This is a genomic window from Pseudomonas sp. Snoq117.2, from assembly GCF_900110545.1.
Lineage (GTDB): Bacteria > Pseudomonadota > Gammaproteobacteria > Pseudomonadales > Pseudomonadaceae > Chryseomonas > Chryseomonas benzopyrenica.
Window position 1 is genome coordinate 431954 of the sequence record NZ_FOED01000003.1, and the last position, 14787, is coordinate 446740.

The window sequence follows — 14787 nt, forward strand, 5'->3', positions numbered from 1 at the left end:
CTGCCTCACCATGGAGACCGTACGCGCCGAAGACGGCCAGGTTCTGTTCCTGCCCCACCGACTCAATCGCCAACCTGCCGTTGTTCGAGGGCTGACCGCGGACGAGCTCTGGTTTGCCACCACACTATTTGCGTTGATCGGGCTAGGGCTGAGTCTGCCGCTGGCGGTTGTGGTTGGGCAGCTGGCGGTGCTGCCCACCGGCATCCTCATCACCCTGGCGGTTGGGCTCTACCTGAGCAGCGGATTGCTGCAGACCCTCAAGCGTGGACGACCTGATACCTGGCTGCATCGGCACCTGCAATGGCAGGTAGCAACCCGCCTCCCCCTCCTGGCCGCCTGGGTCGGCGGACAGGCGTTGATCCTGCGCTCAGGCACCTGGAGCACACGACGCTCCCGTCCGGTCCTGCGTGAAGGGGAGCGCTGGTCATGAGTCGCTTTCGCCACGAAATCGTGCATCTGCAAGCGCACATACGCACCCTTCGCCTGGCCGCCGGTGCCCTGGCCCTACTAGCGCTGCTACTGGGCCTTGGCTGGTGGAGCGCGCCGCGGGATCTGACCATCCATATCCCGCCTGACCTACGTTCAGGCAGCACCCGACGCTGGTGGGATGTACCGCCCGAAAACGTCTATGCCTTCGCCTTCTACATCTGGCAGCAGCTGCAGCGCTGGCCCAGCGATGGCGAGGCGGATTACCCACGCAACCTCAAAACTCTCTCGGCCTACCTCACGCCCGCCTGCCAAGCCTTCCTCGAGCAGGACTATCAGCGTCGACGCGCCAACGGCGAGCTGCGGCTACGCGTCCGGGGCGTCTACGAGATCCCAGGGCGCGGCTACGGCGAGGACCCAGCACGTCGGGTCAAGGTGATCTCACCTCGCGACTGGCTCGTCACGCTGGATCTGACGGCGGACGAGTACTACAGCAGCGAGCAGATCAAGCGGGCGCTGGTGCGCTACCAGCTCAAGGTCGTACGGCTGGATCAAGACCCTGAGCACAACCCGTTCGGCCTTGCGCTTGACTGCTATGCCCAGCCGCCACAACGCATCGACTCCCATCCGGACCCGACGCCTGCTCAGGCCCCAGGAGCCGCCACATGACTCGCCAGCCCCTATCCCTGCTCGCCGCGCTGTTCCTTGGGCTCGGTGTGGCAGCACCTGGTCAGGCCACACAGATCCTGCACTGGAAACGCCTGCCCCTCGCGGTGCCGCTCATGGTAGGCCAGGAACGTGTCGTGTTCCTTGACCGCAAGGTGCGCGTTGGCGTCCCTACAGCCCTGAGTGATCGCTTGCGTATCCAAAGTACCGGCGGCGCGCTGTATCTACGCGCCAGCACCGTGCTTCCGCCCACGCGGCTGCAGGTACAGGATGTGCAGACGGGCATGATCATCCTGCTCGACGTCGCCGCAGAGCCGGCCAAATCGGATCAACCGGCAGCGGAGCCGATACGTATCGTCTTCGATGCGCCAGGCGAAGAGTCGTCGCCCGCGCCGACTACGCCTGAAGCCAGTACTGCTCAGCGCGTTCCGGACGCGGCCCTGGCGATGGCCCTGACCCGCTATGCCGCCCAGCGTCTTTATGCACCCTTACGCACCCTTGAGCCAGTCGAGGGCATTCACGCCGCCGCGGTGGAGCAAGAGCTGCCCCTGGACAGCCTGTTGCCAGGGCTACCGGTTAGGGCACGCGCCCTCGCCGCCTGGCAACTGCAGCACCTGCGGGTCACCGCAGTTCGCCTGAGCAATCAAAGCGCACGTCCTATCGCGTTGGTGCCCGAGGCACTACAGGGCGACTTTGTGGCTGCCACCTTCCAGCACCCCGACCTTGGCCCGTCCGGTCAGGCCTCCGATACCACAGTGGTCTATCTCGTCACTCGCCACCAGGGACTGCAGGGCGCCTTGCTCCCCAGGGTCACGCCCTTCCCTGACGTCGCACCTCGCCCTCCTGTCTTGCCCGCGCTGCGCCACGGTAATGTCGATGAAGATCAGTAGCCTACTCAAATGGGCAGCCATTTCCCTGGCCGGAATGATGACCGTCGGCCTTACGCGATGCACCGGGTCTTCCAGTACGTCTGATGTTGAGTCCGAAACCACTAATGCACTGACCCAAGAGGAGCGCACCGCCTTGGGGGTTGAGGGCGACTCCCCGCGGGATACCGTCGCGACCCTGGTGGCGCAGGTCAAGCAGCTGCGTCAGGAGCTGGAGACTGCGACGCGCGATGTGCAGCACTCACGTCATGCGACCGGCCGTCCTGAGGATGCAACCGCGCTGGTTGATCAGCGAATCGAACACGCCCTGCAGGCCGAGCGGGAGCAGCGGCAGCAGGCTCAGGAGCAGCTGGCGCGTGAACGGCAGCAGACCGAACGGCTGCTCAACGACGTCAAGCAACACCTGCACACCCCCGTACAGGACGATGCCACGGAGCTGCCGGTAGGACTCGGCCTGGAGCCCACCCAAGAGGCGGCGACTGAAGTGCCACTGCGCTGGATTGAGCCAAGCGATGTGCCGCCTGATGCTGCGCCCAGCAAGAGCCAGGCGCAGCCACTGCAGCTGGGCTTAGCCCCTGAGTCGCCACCCGCCCCAGCCCCTAGCGACCGAATGAGCCACGCGCCTGATGCACCGGCCAAACCGGTCTATACCTTGCCGGCCAATGCCACCCTGGTGGGCTCGATCGCCATGACGGCCCTGATCGGGCGGGTCCCCGTCGACGGCACGGTGAATGACCCCTACCCCTTCAAGGTGCTGATCGGCCCGGAAAACCTGACCGCCAACGGCATCGAATTACCCGACGTGGCCGGCGCCGTGGTTAGCGGAACGGCCTCCGGTGACTGGACTCTGTCCTGCGTCCGCGGACAGATCCGCAGCCTGACTTTTGTCTTTACCGACGGCACGATCCGCACCTTACCTGACGATGACCCGCCCAGCGGCCAGGCCCGACGCGGTGAGTCGGCGGAAAACGCCCTGGGCTGGATCAGCGATGGCCAGGGCATTCCTTGCGTAGCGGGTGAGCGGCGCAGCAATGCGGCCCAGTACCTGGGCTCGCAGGCCTTGATCACAGCCGCCGGCGCTGGCGCGGCATCGCTCCTGTCGGCCGACACCGGCACCCGTGCCGTCTTCAGCGGCGCTGGCACGTTCGGCACCACCAGCACGCCCGGACAGGGGGCGCTCAACCAGATCCTGGCCAGTGGCATGCAGGACCTGTCGCAGTGGGTCAATCGGTTCTATGGCCAAGCCTTCGCGGCGGTGTACGTCAAACCCGGCGCCCAGGTCGCGGTGCACCTGGAGCGGCCCGTCACGCTGGATTACGCCCCCCAGGGGCGACGCGTTCATCACCTGACAGGAGGCTTCCATGCAGCGCCCTTGGACTGACGTGACTTTCGCGCTTGCCACCCCGCTGCTAACCCTTGCGCTGGCGGGCTGCGCCAGTAAGGACACGCTACTGCCGCCCGGTGATCACACCATGCTCGACCTCTGGCGTACCCACACGAGCAGTGTCCAGGGCGCCGAGGCTCGCCTGAACGAGGCCCGGCAGCAGGTGCGCCGTCCGCTGTCGGTCGAGGATGAGCCATCCCCCAGCAGCATGCGTGCGGATCTGCGCCAGCGCGCACAGGCCCTCAACCAGCAATTTCCCCGTCTGCCCAATCCTGACATGGTGATGTATGTCTTCCCGCATTTGGCCGGCGAGGAGTCGGTTCCAGTGCCAGGCTACAGCACAGTGTTTCCGCTCTATCGACACGCACCCTACGCCCTGCCCGGTGAACGCTTGGAGGACTACTGATGCGCCGCGCTTGGCTCCGCTGGCCGCGCCTGCGCCAGACGACACCGGACCCTCACTCGTCGGATGCCTGGCAGGCCCATATCATGCGGCTAGCCAAACACGGGCTGGCCGCCCCGGGCGCCTGCCTGGACCAGGCCGGACGCCGCCCTGCTACCCAGGTCGATCAGGACAGGCAGTACGTCCAGGCGCCCTCGTTCGTCGATCTCCTACCGTGGGTGGAATACCTGCCTGACGCGCAGTGCATGCTCATGGACGATGGCCGCTCGGTGGCAGCCTTCTTCGAGCTGCAACCACTGGCGACAGAAGGACGCGAGCCTGACTGGTTCGCGCAAGCGCGCGACGCCGTAGAAACCGCCCTGCAGGAAACACTCGATGAGCACGACGAGAGTCCCTGGGTCGTGCAGTTCTATGCGCAGGACGAACCCGCCTTCGAGACCTACCTCGACACACTGTCCGACTACGTCCGCCCTCACGCCCGCCACAGCGTTTTCACGGACTACTACCTACGGCTGACCGCCCGCCACCTGCAGGCGGTCAGCACGCCCGGCGGACTGTTCGACGACACCACCGTGACCCATTTGCCCTGGCGTGGGCAGCACCGCCGTACCCGGATGGTCGTCTACCGGCGAATTCCTACCACCGCGCGCCGCAGCCCTATCTCAGCGCCTGAGCAGAATCTGAATGCAACCTGCGACCGTCTTACCGCAGCGCTTGCCAGCGCGGGTGTGTCCAGCACACGCCTGGACGCTGCCGCCATCCACGATTGGCTGCTGCGCTGGTTCAATCCCGATCCCACTCACCTGGGCCATACCGATGCCGACAAGGCACGTTTCTTCGCCCTGACCCGCTATCCGGACACGACACCACCCGACGCCTTGGAGTTGGCCAGCGGGACCGATTTTGCGCAGCGGCTTTTCTTCACGCCACCTCGCTCAGACCGAACCACCGGGGCGTGGTACTTCGACGATCAACCTCATCGCGTCCTGGTGGTTGATCGACTGCGTCAGCCTCCGGAAGCAGGCCACCTGAGCGGCGAGATGCACCATGGTGAGGCCCTCAACGCGGTAATGGATCAACTGCCGGAGGGCACGGTGATGTGCATGACGGTGGTCGCAACGCCACAGGATGGATTGGAAGCGCAGCTCAATACGCTGGCACGCAAGGCCGTGGGCGACACCCTCGCCTCCCTGCACACTCGCCAGGATGTCGAGCAGGCCCGAGCCCTGATCGGTAGACAGCACAAGTTGTATCGAGGCGCGCTGGCGTTCTATGTGCGCGCACCGGCGATGGAGAGCCTGCGCCAACGCTGCCACACGCTGACCAACGTGCTGCTGACAGCGGGCCTGCAAGTGGTACGCGAAGACGCGGAAGTGGCGCCGCTCAACAGCTACCTTCGTTGGCTACCCGCAGTCTTTGATCCCGCGGCCGACCGCCGGCATTGGTATACCCAATTGATGTTCGTGCAGCACGCCGCGAATCTGGCCCCTATCTGGGGCCGTAGCACTGGAACGGGTCGGCCCGGCATCACTTTCTTCAATCGAGGTGGGGGTCTGGTGACCTTCGACCCACTCAACCGCCTTGATCGCCAGATGAACGCCCACCTGTTTCTGTTCGGTCCGACCGGATCGGGCAAGAGCGCAACCTTGAATTACCTGCTGCAGCAGGTGACCGCGCTGTACCGACCCCGGTTGTTCATCGTCGAGGCCGGCAACTCCTTTGGGCTGTTTGCCGACTTCGCCGCCCGCCTGGGGTTATCCGTTCACCGCGTAACGCTCACACCGGGCAGCGGCATCAGCCTGGCCCCCTTCGCTGATGCCTGGCGGCTGGTCACACCGACCTCCTCCAAAGCGCTAAACCGTACAGAGGGTGAGCAGTCAGAGGCATCGGATGAGCAACGTGATGTCCTGGGCGAACTGGAGATCATCGCGCGCTTGATGATCACCGGCGGAGATCCACGCGAGGACGCACGCATGACCCGCGCAGACCGAAGCCTGCTGCGTCAGTGCCTATTGGCGACCGCCGAACGTTGTGTCGCGCAGGGACAGCCCGTGCTGACCCGCGATCTCTGCACCACGTTACGCGAGCAGGCGCGCGACGCCACTCTTCCCGAACCTCGACGCGCACGCCTTTTGGAAATGGCCGAAGCCATGAGCCTGTTTTGTCAGGGCAGCGACGGCGAACTCTTTGATCGCCCTGGCACGCCGTGGCCTGAGGCTGACATCACCCTGGTAGATCTGGCGACCTTTGCCCGGGAGGGCTATGGCGCGCAGCTGGCCGTGGCCTACATCAGCCTCATCAACACCGTGAACAACCTGGCTGAGCGCGATCAGTTCCTGGGGCGTCCCTTGATCAACGTCACCGACGAAGGACACATCATTACCAAGAACCCACTGCTGGCACCCTATGTGGTCAAGATCACCAAGATGTGGCGAAAGCTCGGCGCCTGGTTCTGGCTGGCCACTCAGAACCTGGACGACTTGCCAGCAGCGGCCGAACCCATGCTCAACATGATCGAGTGGTGGATCTGCCTGTCGATGCCGCCTGACGAAGTCGAGAAGATCGCCCGCTTCCGCGAGCTGACGCCGGCGCAGAAGGCCTTGATGCGCTCGGCGCGCAAAGAAGCGGGTAAGTTCAGCGAAGGGGTCATCCTGTCCAAGTCGATGGAAACCCTCTTTCGCGTGGTACCACCTAGCCTGGTTCTAGCCTTGGCCATGACCGACCCGGAAGAAAAGGCCGAACGCTTTAGGTACATGCAACTCGATGGCATTAGTGAGTTGGACGCAGCGTTCAGGATGACAGAGAGGCTCGATCAGCAGCGCGGTCTGACAGCGGCTGCCTTGACCCCTCCTTGAAGCTGTCCAAAAAGTTGATGCGCCAGCAGCGGTCGATACAGGCAAGCGTCTTTATCGCCCTGACGGTGCTGGCCAGCCTGTTGAGGTATGTGCAGGCCTTACACTTTTGCAAGCCACAGCCGTTCCACATGGATCACCAAAACCACCAGCGGGCTCTTCTGAATGCGCCTTTTCAGACAAGATGCGGACACCTACCATCTGGTCGTCGAACGCTCATTCAGAAGGAGGCATTTCCGTCGACGCTTCGTACTGTACTGTACGGTTACGCCCCTCACGCTTGGCACGATATAGAGCCAAATCTGCATTCCGCCTAATTACATGATTATCCGATCCATCTTTTGGGAAGGAGGCAATGCCTATTGATACTGTCAGAGGCGGCAGTGAGACGCCCTGAAAATCAATTTCTAAACGCTCGATTTTTTGACGTATACGCTCTGCAACGACTGCCGCCTCATTAGCATCAGTTTCCGGCATTGCAATGATCAGCTCCTCACCTCCAAATCGACATACGATATCCTCGCTTCTCATGGTTGACAGGACTCCACCTATCTCTTTCAACGCTGCATCGCCAGCCGCATGGCCCAGTGAGTCATTGAGTTTCTTGAAATGGTCTATATCAATCATAAGGATCGAATAAGGTTGGCCATGTCTGACGCTACGAGCATGTAGCTGACCAAAGGCCTCCTCAAGGTACCTACGATTGTAGAGGCCAGTGAGCTCGTCACGAGTGGAGTGATATTTAAGCGTTTCTCGAAGTTGCATAGCATTGATAGAAACGGACAGCTGCTCGGTAGCCAGCCCCAAAATTGAGTGCCGCGCCTGCAATAAACCCTCATTACCCTGAATGGATATTATACCCAGCAGCCCTCCCGTACTCGATAGCGACATACATAACGCCACAGTGGCGTCAGTGCCTGACCTGATAATGTGCTTGCAAATTGGAGAGCCGCCGCTTCTTGTTGAATAATGATCTTTCCCTCTCCTAAGACACCAGCACTCAGAAGGATAAATAACCTGCGCGCTTTGATCGCTCACACTACCCCACTGCGTTTTTAGCTCAAGATAATTTTGAGATGGCTTGGAGAGATATACCTCTACGGCGGCCCCTGGAATAACCTTGTCAAAAAGGCTTTTTGTGATTTTTAACACTTCCTCAATCGACTCAGAGCTCTGTAAATATCCAGCGAACTCACCTATAGCACTAAGGTCAGAACTTTTAGATTCGAGGGCGCTCACGGTACTGCCTAGTTCGCAATTCAATTTAGCAGTTTCGTTTTCTGCAAATGTGCGCCTAGTAAGCTCGCGATTGAGTATGAAATATACCCACCCCACCATCAAGAGCCCGACAGGTATTCCAGCTATCGCGTAAAGCAACAGTAAAAACGCACTTTCGTTGGTAGCGTCAATTCGAATATCTAGAAGCCGGTGCTCCAAATTCACCATGCTCGCTATATGATCGCCAATCGCCCTGTGGGTCTCCATACTATTAGGGGATATTGCAGCCTTTGCCCCCTCTATTCCACCAGCCTCATATCCAGCAACTGTGTATTCAAGCTGCTTCATTCTTGCATCAATGAGTGAAAATAGCGCCTCAACGTTTTTTATCTGCTCTGGGTTGTCGCTAACCAAATCAAGCAGCTTTTTCTCATACTCCTGAAGCATAGAGGATGACAATAAATAGATTTTATGCTGCTCTACACTTCCATTTATCATGTATGCTCTTGCACCCGCCATTGCCGATAGCAATTCAACATGCACCTGATTGATTTTAACTATAACTTCCTGAGTATGTGCGACCTGCTTGGAATCCTCTAGAACGCGACCAACGCCGTAATAAACGGAGCCACCAATACCAATAAAAACTAACGCTGCGCTTGCAAGAACAATTCTGAGCCGGCGACGTGTCTCGTTTAGCTTCTTCATTACAAGTCTCTGGAATTTCTATTTACCGATTTTGGTAATTTGAATTAAATGATATCGGCTTCCGCAATATAGACTAGTCAAAATCTACGGTTTCTACTTGAAAAACGGCAGACAGGCGTTATGCACTCTCTTCAACGCTATAGGCTTTTCCAAAATGCTAGATACGGGTCAGTCAACGTGGGGGCCCAACGGCAGCGGATTCCATATCAAGTCTTATGGACTGACTGTGACATCAATAACGATGCAGTTTTTACCCTGAACGTGACCGCTGTGTGCTGACAAAAGGATGTGATCTACGCATTTCCGTACGAACGGTGCAGAAGGCGATGAGCTTGCGCTGAGAGAGACGTCTCGCCAAGGATTGAAGCGCTCTGTAAGGATAAAAAAGGTGTCTGCGACATGCCATACCGCTCTCTTAAAACAGCTCGCCTAAGCTGGAGGTAACCGGTACGCCACCATTTTTGCTCTTATCAGCTGACTACCCACAAAGAAGCTAACCAAACCATTCATATCTATCCTTAACCGCGACACCTCTAGAGCAGCCGCTGCAGGCTGAGGCACGCCAGCGGCGCTCTAGAGGCAGAGACTGCGGAAACTCATAAGGTTGTGATCCACAGAGCGGGCAACTCGGGCCTGCTCGTCCGAAACTGTGGCACTCAGAACATTGCGCTCCTTGATATCGCTGATCGAGCGAGTGACATCTGCCAGCGCCACCTCGCCGTTCATTAGCTTGCGCGTCGGTACAGCTGCGCCTATCACCAACGGCTGTCGTACCGGACGACGACGCGGGCTAGCGAACTATCATGGGCATCCTAGCCCTGAGCGCCATCCCGTCCGCAGGCCTAGGGCAACCCTTACATCATCTCAGGCCGGCGAATGCTCGAGCCATCGCTAAACCGCGACAGCCGATAGGGTGCAGGGTCAACGAAAGACGTCTCGTTCATGACCAGCTCTTTCACCAGCCGCCCCCCGCCTGGCCCGATCCCAAGCCGTGGCCACTAAAGCCCGACGCTATGACTAATCCTGGACAGCCCTCAACAGTAGAGATGACGGGCACGATGTCTGGCGTCGTATCGATCAGGCCTGCCCAGGCGTGCGCGACCTGGATGCCAGCCAATGCGGGAAATTCTTTGGTAAGCCGCGTGATGGCCATAGCCAGAGATTCACGGTCAGGGGTTGGATCAAGGATACGGATCTTCTCGAAGGGCTATACCTGATCCATCCTCCAGCTCTCAAGCGCCTCAAGACCGCTAAAAAGCTCTGTCCAATCCGTAGCTTGAGCTTCTTGGCTAGCTTTGAACGGTACATTTCATAAAACTTGACCGCGTAGCGCATACCTTGAGGCGCCAGCTCCATTCGACCGTACCCGTGAATGGCCACGGTATAAGCGCTATTAAGGCGACGCCGCAGTGCAAAGTCCGGCGTGTTCACGCAGCCAGACAAGATTTCTGGCGCAGCTGTCGTCCGCAGCGCGGTACCCACAATATTGGCAACCGGCAGCTCGATGCCGTGCTGGCGAAGCAGTCGCGAACTCCAGGCGCCTCCTGCGCACACCACGGTGGAAGCCTTGATCAAACCATGTTCTGTCCAGACGCCCGTGACGCGACCATTGGTGAGTTCAAGGCCCCGCACAGTGCACTGCTAATGAATAGACGCGCCGACCGCTTGAGCACCTTTGGCAATGACGGGCGCTGCGTTTCAGCACCTACGCTGAGAGGATTAAAGCCGATCGAACCGTCCAGGTAAGCCGAAACGCAGGTTTCAGCGCTATGCCACTGGCAACAGCAAGCCGGATACCGACATAGCCGCAAGAATTGTAAGTCTGGTTACGCTTTCCACTCGCGTTGTTTAGCGAGCAGTCTCGTATCAAGGCCAAAACGCTCCTGCCCCTCCAGTTGGTAAGCGTCTTCTGCCAAATCGCAGCTCATGAGTAAATTCCATGAGTGTCGAGACACTGTAGAGGGGATCATCACAAAGGGGTACCTAGCCAACAGGTTGTCCCCGAACTGACACTGATTTGGAGAGGGCCGTGCACCAGTTAACCAATTGGGGTTAGGAATGTCCTCGGGTTGCACGACCTTGATCAGGTCTGGATCAAGCACGGTGAAGCAAGTCAGCACATGCGGAACGATGTCCAGCAGGTCAAACCCGGTGTGGACCGCGACTTCCAAGATCGCGGTAGCAGGATCCGCAGCCGCGTACACAACGTGGCGGCCCGGCGGATTCCATCGGCCACCCACCTTATGAGCTCCGATTCCTTTGTCCCATGTGTCCGCAAACTCAGCACGGTCGAGGCGCCAGGCATGCCACGCTCCCGACCAAGGCAAAGCATTCACTGATAGACCCCGTACTTAATCCGCTCTAGATAGTCTTCGACCGCCTGAAACCCCATCGGGTTATGGATCACATCTAAAGGAATGTCTCCGTCGAGATACTTACAGGGCCGACTCAACCACTGCTCTGCAAGCTGCTGGTCACCGAACACATTGATTGCGTCCTCCAGCACCTTGGCATACTGAAACGCGACAGCGCTTTGAAGAGCATCCAGCCTTTCGGAGCGGCCTGCGCTGTTCTGGCGTTGCAGCGTACGGATCGATTTGCCAATGATGCGGCTGGTGATCTTTTTGTGCGCCAAAGGCTGATATGCCGAAATCAATGCATCTACATCGTGACGGTGAAAGCCCTCTGTAGTGCGTTTGTAGATGTCGTAATCACTAAGCTGGCCAGCATCAGTGTGGATGAGAAACCATGTCGGCTTAGCTAGGTTGTAGTCTTTGGTCGACCGACTGGTGACAGTAGTCATGACAAAACCCTCTGGCGTCATTTGACGTATACAGTACCGCCATTTGGCGCATGATGCACTACACCTATGAGCAATTGCGCGCTGGCCTAGCGCTCATTCCAGCCTTACGCAGCATGGGGCAGCGTGGTCCAGACCCGCTGCCAGTTGAGTATGTGTTGAGCGTCGATCACTGCAGCTCACAAAGGGTGTTCTCCGGTGCTGACCGCATGCGCGGTCAAGCAAAAACGTCGCTAAAAATCCGGTAAGGCCCGCTTCCCTATTCTTTCTGGTACTTGGCTTCGTCGTCTTTTGAACTAGGCATATCCCCGCGCCTGGAGACGACTGCCGCCATGACCCTTCGTAATGCCCGGTATCGCCCTGCCTATCTGGGCCCCTTGGTCCTGGGGCTAGCCTGCCTTCGCGCAGAGGCTGTGGACGTTGTGGCCTATACGGACCGCCACCATCCGCTCACCCAGACTCAAGGTGCCCGTGTCGTCCTGCTCGACGAGGCCGCGCGACTGCAAGGAGAGCTTTCTCGAGACCTACCACCCGACCTTGCGACTGCTGAACAAAGGGTTCGCCATCGTCTGGGACAGACGCCAGCCCTCGCCCAGCAACTAGCCAATGCCTACCAAGACCTCCTACAGGCCTGGCATCTGGGGCTTACCCACCTGCCGGCCGTAGTGGTTGATCACCGCTACGTCGTCTATGGCGATATGAACGTGGCCCGGGCCGTGACACGCATCGAACGCCAGCAGGGCCGCCGGCCATGAAGCGTTCTACTCGCCTGCGTCCTTTGCTGCTGGCCGGCACCCTTGTCTGCACGACCGCGGCTTTGGCGCTGGATACCCCAGCGATCGTGGCTTCGGTGGCCTCACCCGACTGCCTGCAGTACCGCGTTGTCGGCATCTGCTACTGGCTTTATTGCACCTTAAGCGGCTGTAGCGTTCGCACCTCGCTCAAGGTCAGGCATTACGTTCCGGACGCGGTCGTTACCAGCTATTCGAACACGGGTGAAAATCCGTGGCAGGCCCTTCGTGCACTGAGTCCGGCGACTGCCATGGCGCGCTCAGGCAGCGCAGGAACCAGCGCCGATGCTCATGAAAACAACCTCGCCCTGTTCAAGAATGCGGATGTGATCGGTCATCCCGGCGCTGCGGCCTTGGGTCAGTATGCCGGCCAGTTTGGCTACACCTGCGGTGGCGCCGGGACGCCGTTCAAACCCTATTTGCTCAGCACCCTCGATACCCTGGCCTGGCGATATGGCGTACCCGAGCGCGCCTATCCTGAAGCGCTGTCACCCGGCCTACGGGAGATTGGCACCCGCGCGCAGGCCAACCTCTGGGGCACCGTCTATCCCCGGACCGGCTTTGTGCATCAAGCCGATGACTACAAGGGCGCTGCAGTCATCGCCCAGCGCGCAGGCGATATCGTCACACGCGAGGGGCAGCCCCACGTCTACCAGCCGCTGCGGGCGCAGCCGCAACCGGGCTACTGGCCCGCCGGCCCGCTCAAAGAGGGCGATGCCCAAACCGGTAGGTGGCAGCCCTTGGCGCCTCGGCTTTCGTCCACCTGCGTGGTGTTCCCGCATGACCAAGCAGGGCCACAGGCCATGCAGGGCGACTACGCCTGGGCGTTGTGGCGCCCCTATGCCTGCTGTGAGCGCCAGGGCCAGGTGCTGCTGGGCAGCCAGGACTTTCTGTAGCGATCTCAGTAGGTATCTCCATGACCCCTCCTCATCGAATGGGCCTTTGGCGGGCTCTGCACCTCGCCGCAGGCATGCTGCTGCTCACCAGCAGTGGCGCGCAATCACTTCGCCTGGATAACACAGGCATCAACCTCAGCGGACCGGTCTTCAGTGACGAGGTGTTCTACAGCATTGGCGGCGGCCGGGCGGTGTCCATGAGCCCGGCGGGCAACATGGAGAGCCTGGGTGTGGGCGTTGGCTGGAACAGCAATCTGGTCTGCGGCGACATGAGCCTGTCGACCACGGTGCAAAACCAGCTCAATGGCGTCACCAACGGTTTTCACAGCCTGATGAACAACGTCATCCAGAACGCCACCAGCGCGGTGGCCTCACTGCCCGCGCTCATCATCCAACGGGCAGATCCTGCCCTGTATAACCTCCTCACCAACGGCATCCTGCAGGCGCGCCTGGACTTCGATCGCTCCAAGGCCAGTTGCCGCGCCCTGGCCGGTCGCATGGCAGATCTTGCAGGCGGAAGCGCCGGATGGGATCAGCTGGCCGAAGGCATGGCGCTTAAACAAACCCTTGCCAGTCGCGACGGAGTGTCTGCGGTTGAGCAGGCTGAAACCCGCGGGGGTCAGCAGGGCGTGCCCTGGGTGGCCGGAGCGCCAGCAGGAGGACGTGATCAGCCCCCGATCCGCCTGATCAGCGATGTCACCCGGGCAGGCTACAACCTGCTCAACGGGCGAAATGCTCAAGAGACCACCGACCTGGACCCCGCGCAGTGCCACGACCGGTTGATCTGTCAGGTCTGGCCGTCGCCCCACACCGCGACCGCCTGGGCCAATCGAGTCTTGGGAGAGCGCGAACTCAGAACCTGTACGCAGTGCACCAAGACCCAAACCACACCCGGCGTAGGCCTAACGCCGCTGATCCAGGAGGAGTACGACAAGGTCCTGCACGCGCTGCGCGATCTCGTCGCAGGCACCACGCCGACCACCTCCGAGCAGCTCACCGCTGCCGGTAGCCGCGCACTGCCCGTCACCCGAGGCGTCATCGAGGCCTTGCGCGATGAGCCGGACCGAGACGTACTGAGCGAGCGCCTCGCTTCCGAGGTGGCCTTGTCACGCGTCGTGGAGCAAGCGCTGTTGCTCCAGCGGTTGCTGCTGACCGGCCTTAAGGAGCCCAACGTCGCCGCAAATGAGATCGCCACGCGCACCCTTCGTACTGAGCAGGAAACCCTGACCCAGGAGGTCGGTAATTTGAAGACCGAGCTGGAGCTGCGCAGGACGTTGACGACCAATGCGGCATCGCGCGTGGTAGATCGCCAGCGCGAACGCGCCGCTCGCTCAAGCGGCATCTTCCAGGGTGATGCCGCGCCCCGCCGCCTGGATGTGATTCAGGCCCCTCAGGAGGATGCGCCATGAGGCGACTCATTTGGCGTGCGGTCCGCAAACAATGCCTGCGGCGTCGCTTACTGGCCGCGCTGGTGCTCCTGGTGGTGTTCCTCCTGGCACCGCAATTCGGCCAACCCTCCCTAGACCGGCTACAGGCCTGGACCGCTTGGCTGGAGGCGCACGCGACGATCCTGTTGCTGTGGCGGTTGTGCCTGTATGGCCTCACGGTGTGGGGCTGGTATGGGCTGCACCAACGGGTACGCGCCCGCGAAGGGACATCGCGCGGCGTGGTACGGCTGTACCTGCTGGAAGGCCTCGCCCTGTCGACGCTGGCGGTTGCGGAATGGCGCCTTTGGGCCCACGCCGTGTAGTGAGGA

At 60.4% G+C, this 14787-nt stretch carries 15 protein-coding genes and 1 pseudogene; 11 read left to right on the plus strand and 5 right to left on the minus strand.

The genetic code is table 11. The annotated features are described in order from the left end of the window. Nucleotides 1-10: 10 nt before the first annotated feature. From BMZ43_RS27345 to BMZ43_RS11380, 7 genes and pseudogenes are all read left to right on the plus strand, one after another. A pseudogene (locus BMZ43_RS27345) lies at nucleotides 11-119 on the plus strand (DUF3487 family protein); the annotation flags it as partial. Next, a complete protein-coding gene (locus BMZ43_RS11355; protein ID WP_371913875.1) occupies nucleotides 92-430 on the plus strand; it encodes a TIGR03750 family conjugal transfer protein in 339 nt (112 codons plus the stop codon). The pseudogene BMZ43_RS27345 and the gene BMZ43_RS11355, both read left to right, overlap by 28 nt. Continuing rightward, a complete protein-coding gene (locus tag BMZ43_RS11360; RefSeq protein ID WP_093253463.1) occupies nucleotides 427-1095 on the plus strand; it encodes a PFL_4703 family integrating conjugative element protein in 669 nt (222 codons plus the stop codon). The genes BMZ43_RS11355 and BMZ43_RS11360 overlap by 4 nt, the downstream gene beginning before the upstream one ends. Next, nucleotides 1092-1982 carry a TIGR03749 family integrating conjugative element protein gene (locus tag BMZ43_RS11365; RefSeq protein WP_093253466.1) on the plus strand — a complete coding sequence of 297 codons (891 nt, stop codon included), beginning with the start codon at nucleotides 1092-1094 and terminating at the stop codon, nucleotides 1980-1982. The genes BMZ43_RS11360 and BMZ43_RS11365 overlap by 4 nt, the downstream gene beginning before the upstream one ends. Further along, entirely contained in the window at nucleotides 1969-3360 is a 1392-nt protein-coding gene (locus BMZ43_RS11370) for a TIGR03752 family integrating conjugative element protein (RefSeq protein WP_093253470.1), read from the plus strand. The genes BMZ43_RS11365 and BMZ43_RS11370 overlap by 14 nt, the downstream gene beginning before the upstream one ends. After that, entirely contained in the window at nucleotides 3341-3769 is a 429-nt protein-coding gene (locus BMZ43_RS11375) for a TIGR03751 family conjugal transfer lipoprotein (RefSeq protein WP_093253475.1), read from the plus strand. The genes BMZ43_RS11370 and BMZ43_RS11375 overlap by 20 nt, the downstream gene beginning before the upstream one ends. Continuing rightward, nucleotides 3769-6621 carry a conjugative transfer ATPase gene (locus BMZ43_RS11380; protein ID WP_093253480.1) on the plus strand — a complete coding sequence of 951 codons (2853 nt, stop codon included), beginning with the start codon at nucleotides 3769-3771 and terminating at the stop codon, nucleotides 6619-6621. Before BMZ43_RS11375 ends, BMZ43_RS11380 begins: the two co-directional genes overlap by 1 nt. A gap of 213 nt (nucleotides 6622-6834) precedes the next feature. Here the strand turns inward: BMZ43_RS11380 and BMZ43_RS11385 are convergent, their stop codons facing one another. From BMZ43_RS11385 to BMZ43_RS11400, 5 genes are all read right to left on the minus strand, one after another. Next, nucleotides 6835-8544, minus strand: a complete 1710-nt coding sequence (locus tag BMZ43_RS11385; protein ID WP_093253484.1) for a sensor domain-containing diguanylate cyclase — start codon at nucleotides 8542-8544, stop codon at nucleotides 6835-6837. A 955-nt stretch (nucleotides 8545-9499) separates the two neighbouring features. Continuing rightward, nucleotides 9500-9733 (minus strand): FAD-dependent oxidoreductase, encoded by a 234-nt coding sequence (locus BMZ43_RS27350; protein ID WP_371913876.1) that lies wholly within the window; start codon nucleotides 9731-9733, stop codon nucleotides 9500-9502. Further along, nucleotides 9622-10176, minus strand: a complete 555-nt coding sequence (locus BMZ43_RS27355; protein WP_371913870.1) for an FAD-binding oxidoreductase/lyase — start codon at nucleotides 10174-10176, stop codon at nucleotides 9622-9624. Before BMZ43_RS27355 ends, BMZ43_RS27350 begins: the two co-directional genes overlap by 112 nt. Nucleotides 10177-10370: 194 nt before the next feature. Then, complete coding sequence (locus tag BMZ43_RS11395) at nucleotides 10371-10880, minus strand: RES family NAD+ phosphorylase (protein WP_093253488.1); 510 nt, start codon at nucleotides 10878-10880, stop codon at nucleotides 10371-10373. Beyond that, entirely contained in the window at nucleotides 10877-11347 is a 471-nt protein-coding gene (locus BMZ43_RS11400) for an antitoxin Xre/MbcA/ParS toxin-binding domain-containing protein (RefSeq protein WP_160922219.1), read from the minus strand. The genes BMZ43_RS11395 and BMZ43_RS11400 overlap by 4 nt, the downstream gene beginning before the upstream one ends. Nucleotides 11348-11676: 329 nt before the next feature. Between BMZ43_RS11400 and BMZ43_RS11405 the strand changes: the two genes are divergently transcribed. Genes BMZ43_RS11405 through BMZ43_RS11420 form a run of 4 tightly spaced genes read left to right on the plus strand, consistent with a single transcriptional unit; the run spans nucleotide 11677 to nucleotide 14781 of the window. Beyond that, nucleotides 11677-12099, plus strand: coding sequence for a TIGR03757 family integrating conjugative element protein (locus BMZ43_RS11405; RefSeq protein WP_093253496.1), 423 nt, complete (start codon nucleotides 11677-11679; stop codon nucleotides 12097-12099). Continuing rightward, nucleotides 12096-13031 carry a TIGR03756 family integrating conjugative element protein gene (locus BMZ43_RS11410; RefSeq protein WP_093253500.1) on the plus strand — a complete coding sequence of 312 codons (936 nt, stop codon included), beginning with the start codon at nucleotides 12096-12098 and terminating at the stop codon, nucleotides 13029-13031. The genes BMZ43_RS11405 and BMZ43_RS11410 overlap by 4 nt, the downstream gene beginning before the upstream one ends. Before the next feature lie 20 nt (nucleotides 13032-13051). Continuing rightward, nucleotides 13052-14440 (plus strand): integrating conjugative element protein, encoded by a 1389-nt coding sequence (locus BMZ43_RS11415; RefSeq protein ID WP_371913871.1) that lies wholly within the window; start codon nucleotides 13052-13054, stop codon nucleotides 14438-14440. Beyond that, nucleotides 14437-14781 carry a hypothetical protein gene (locus BMZ43_RS11420; RefSeq protein WP_093253506.1) on the plus strand — a complete coding sequence of 115 codons (345 nt, stop codon included), beginning with the start codon at nucleotides 14437-14439 and terminating at the stop codon, nucleotides 14779-14781. Before BMZ43_RS11415 ends, BMZ43_RS11420 begins: the two co-directional genes overlap by 4 nt. Nucleotides 14782-14787: the final 6 nt, after the last annotated feature.

What these genes read in the sequence shown, in the direction of transcription:
- BMZ43_RS11360 (WP_093253463.1), top strand. Translation starts at nt 427, where the DNA reads ATGAGTCGCTTTCGCCACGAAATCGTGCATCTGCAAGCGCACATACGC.
- BMZ43_RS11365 (WP_093253466.1), top strand. Translation starts at nt 1,092, where the DNA reads ATGACTCGCCAGCCCCTATCCCTGCTCGCCGCGCTGTTCCTTGGGCTC.
- BMZ43_RS11370 (WP_093253470.1), top strand. Translation starts at nt 1,969, where the DNA reads ATGAAGATCAGTAGCCTACTCAAATGGGCAGCCATTTCCCTGGCCGGA.
- BMZ43_RS11375 (WP_093253475.1), top strand. Translation starts at nt 3,341, where the DNA reads ATGCAGCGCCCTTGGACTGACGTGACTTTCGCGCTTGCCACCCCGCTG.
- BMZ43_RS11380 (WP_093253480.1), top strand. Translation starts at nt 3,769, where the DNA reads ATGCGCCGCGCTTGGCTCCGCTGGCCGCGCCTGCGCCAGACGACACCG.
- BMZ43_RS11385 (WP_093253484.1), bottom strand. Translation starts at nt 8,544, where the DNA reads ATGAAGAAGCTAAACGAGACACGTCGCCGGCTCAGAATTGTTCTTGCA.
- BMZ43_RS11400 (WP_160922219.1), bottom strand. Translation starts at nt 11,347, where the DNA reads ATGACTACTGTCACCAGTCGGTCGACCAAAGACTACAACCTAGCTAAG.
- BMZ43_RS11405 (WP_093253496.1), top strand. Translation starts at nt 11,677, where the DNA reads ATGACCCTTCGTAATGCCCGGTATCGCCCTGCCTATCTGGGCCCCTTG.
- BMZ43_RS11410 (WP_093253500.1), top strand. Translation starts at nt 12,096, where the DNA reads ATGAAGCGTTCTACTCGCCTGCGTCCTTTGCTGCTGGCCGGCACCCTT.
- BMZ43_RS11415 (WP_371913871.1), top strand. Translation starts at nt 13,052, where the DNA reads ATGACCCCTCCTCATCGAATGGGCCTTTGGCGGGCTCTGCACCTCGCC.
- BMZ43_RS11420 (WP_093253506.1), top strand. Translation starts at nt 14,437, where the DNA reads ATGAGGCGACTCATTTGGCGTGCGGTCCGCAAACAATGCCTGCGGCGT.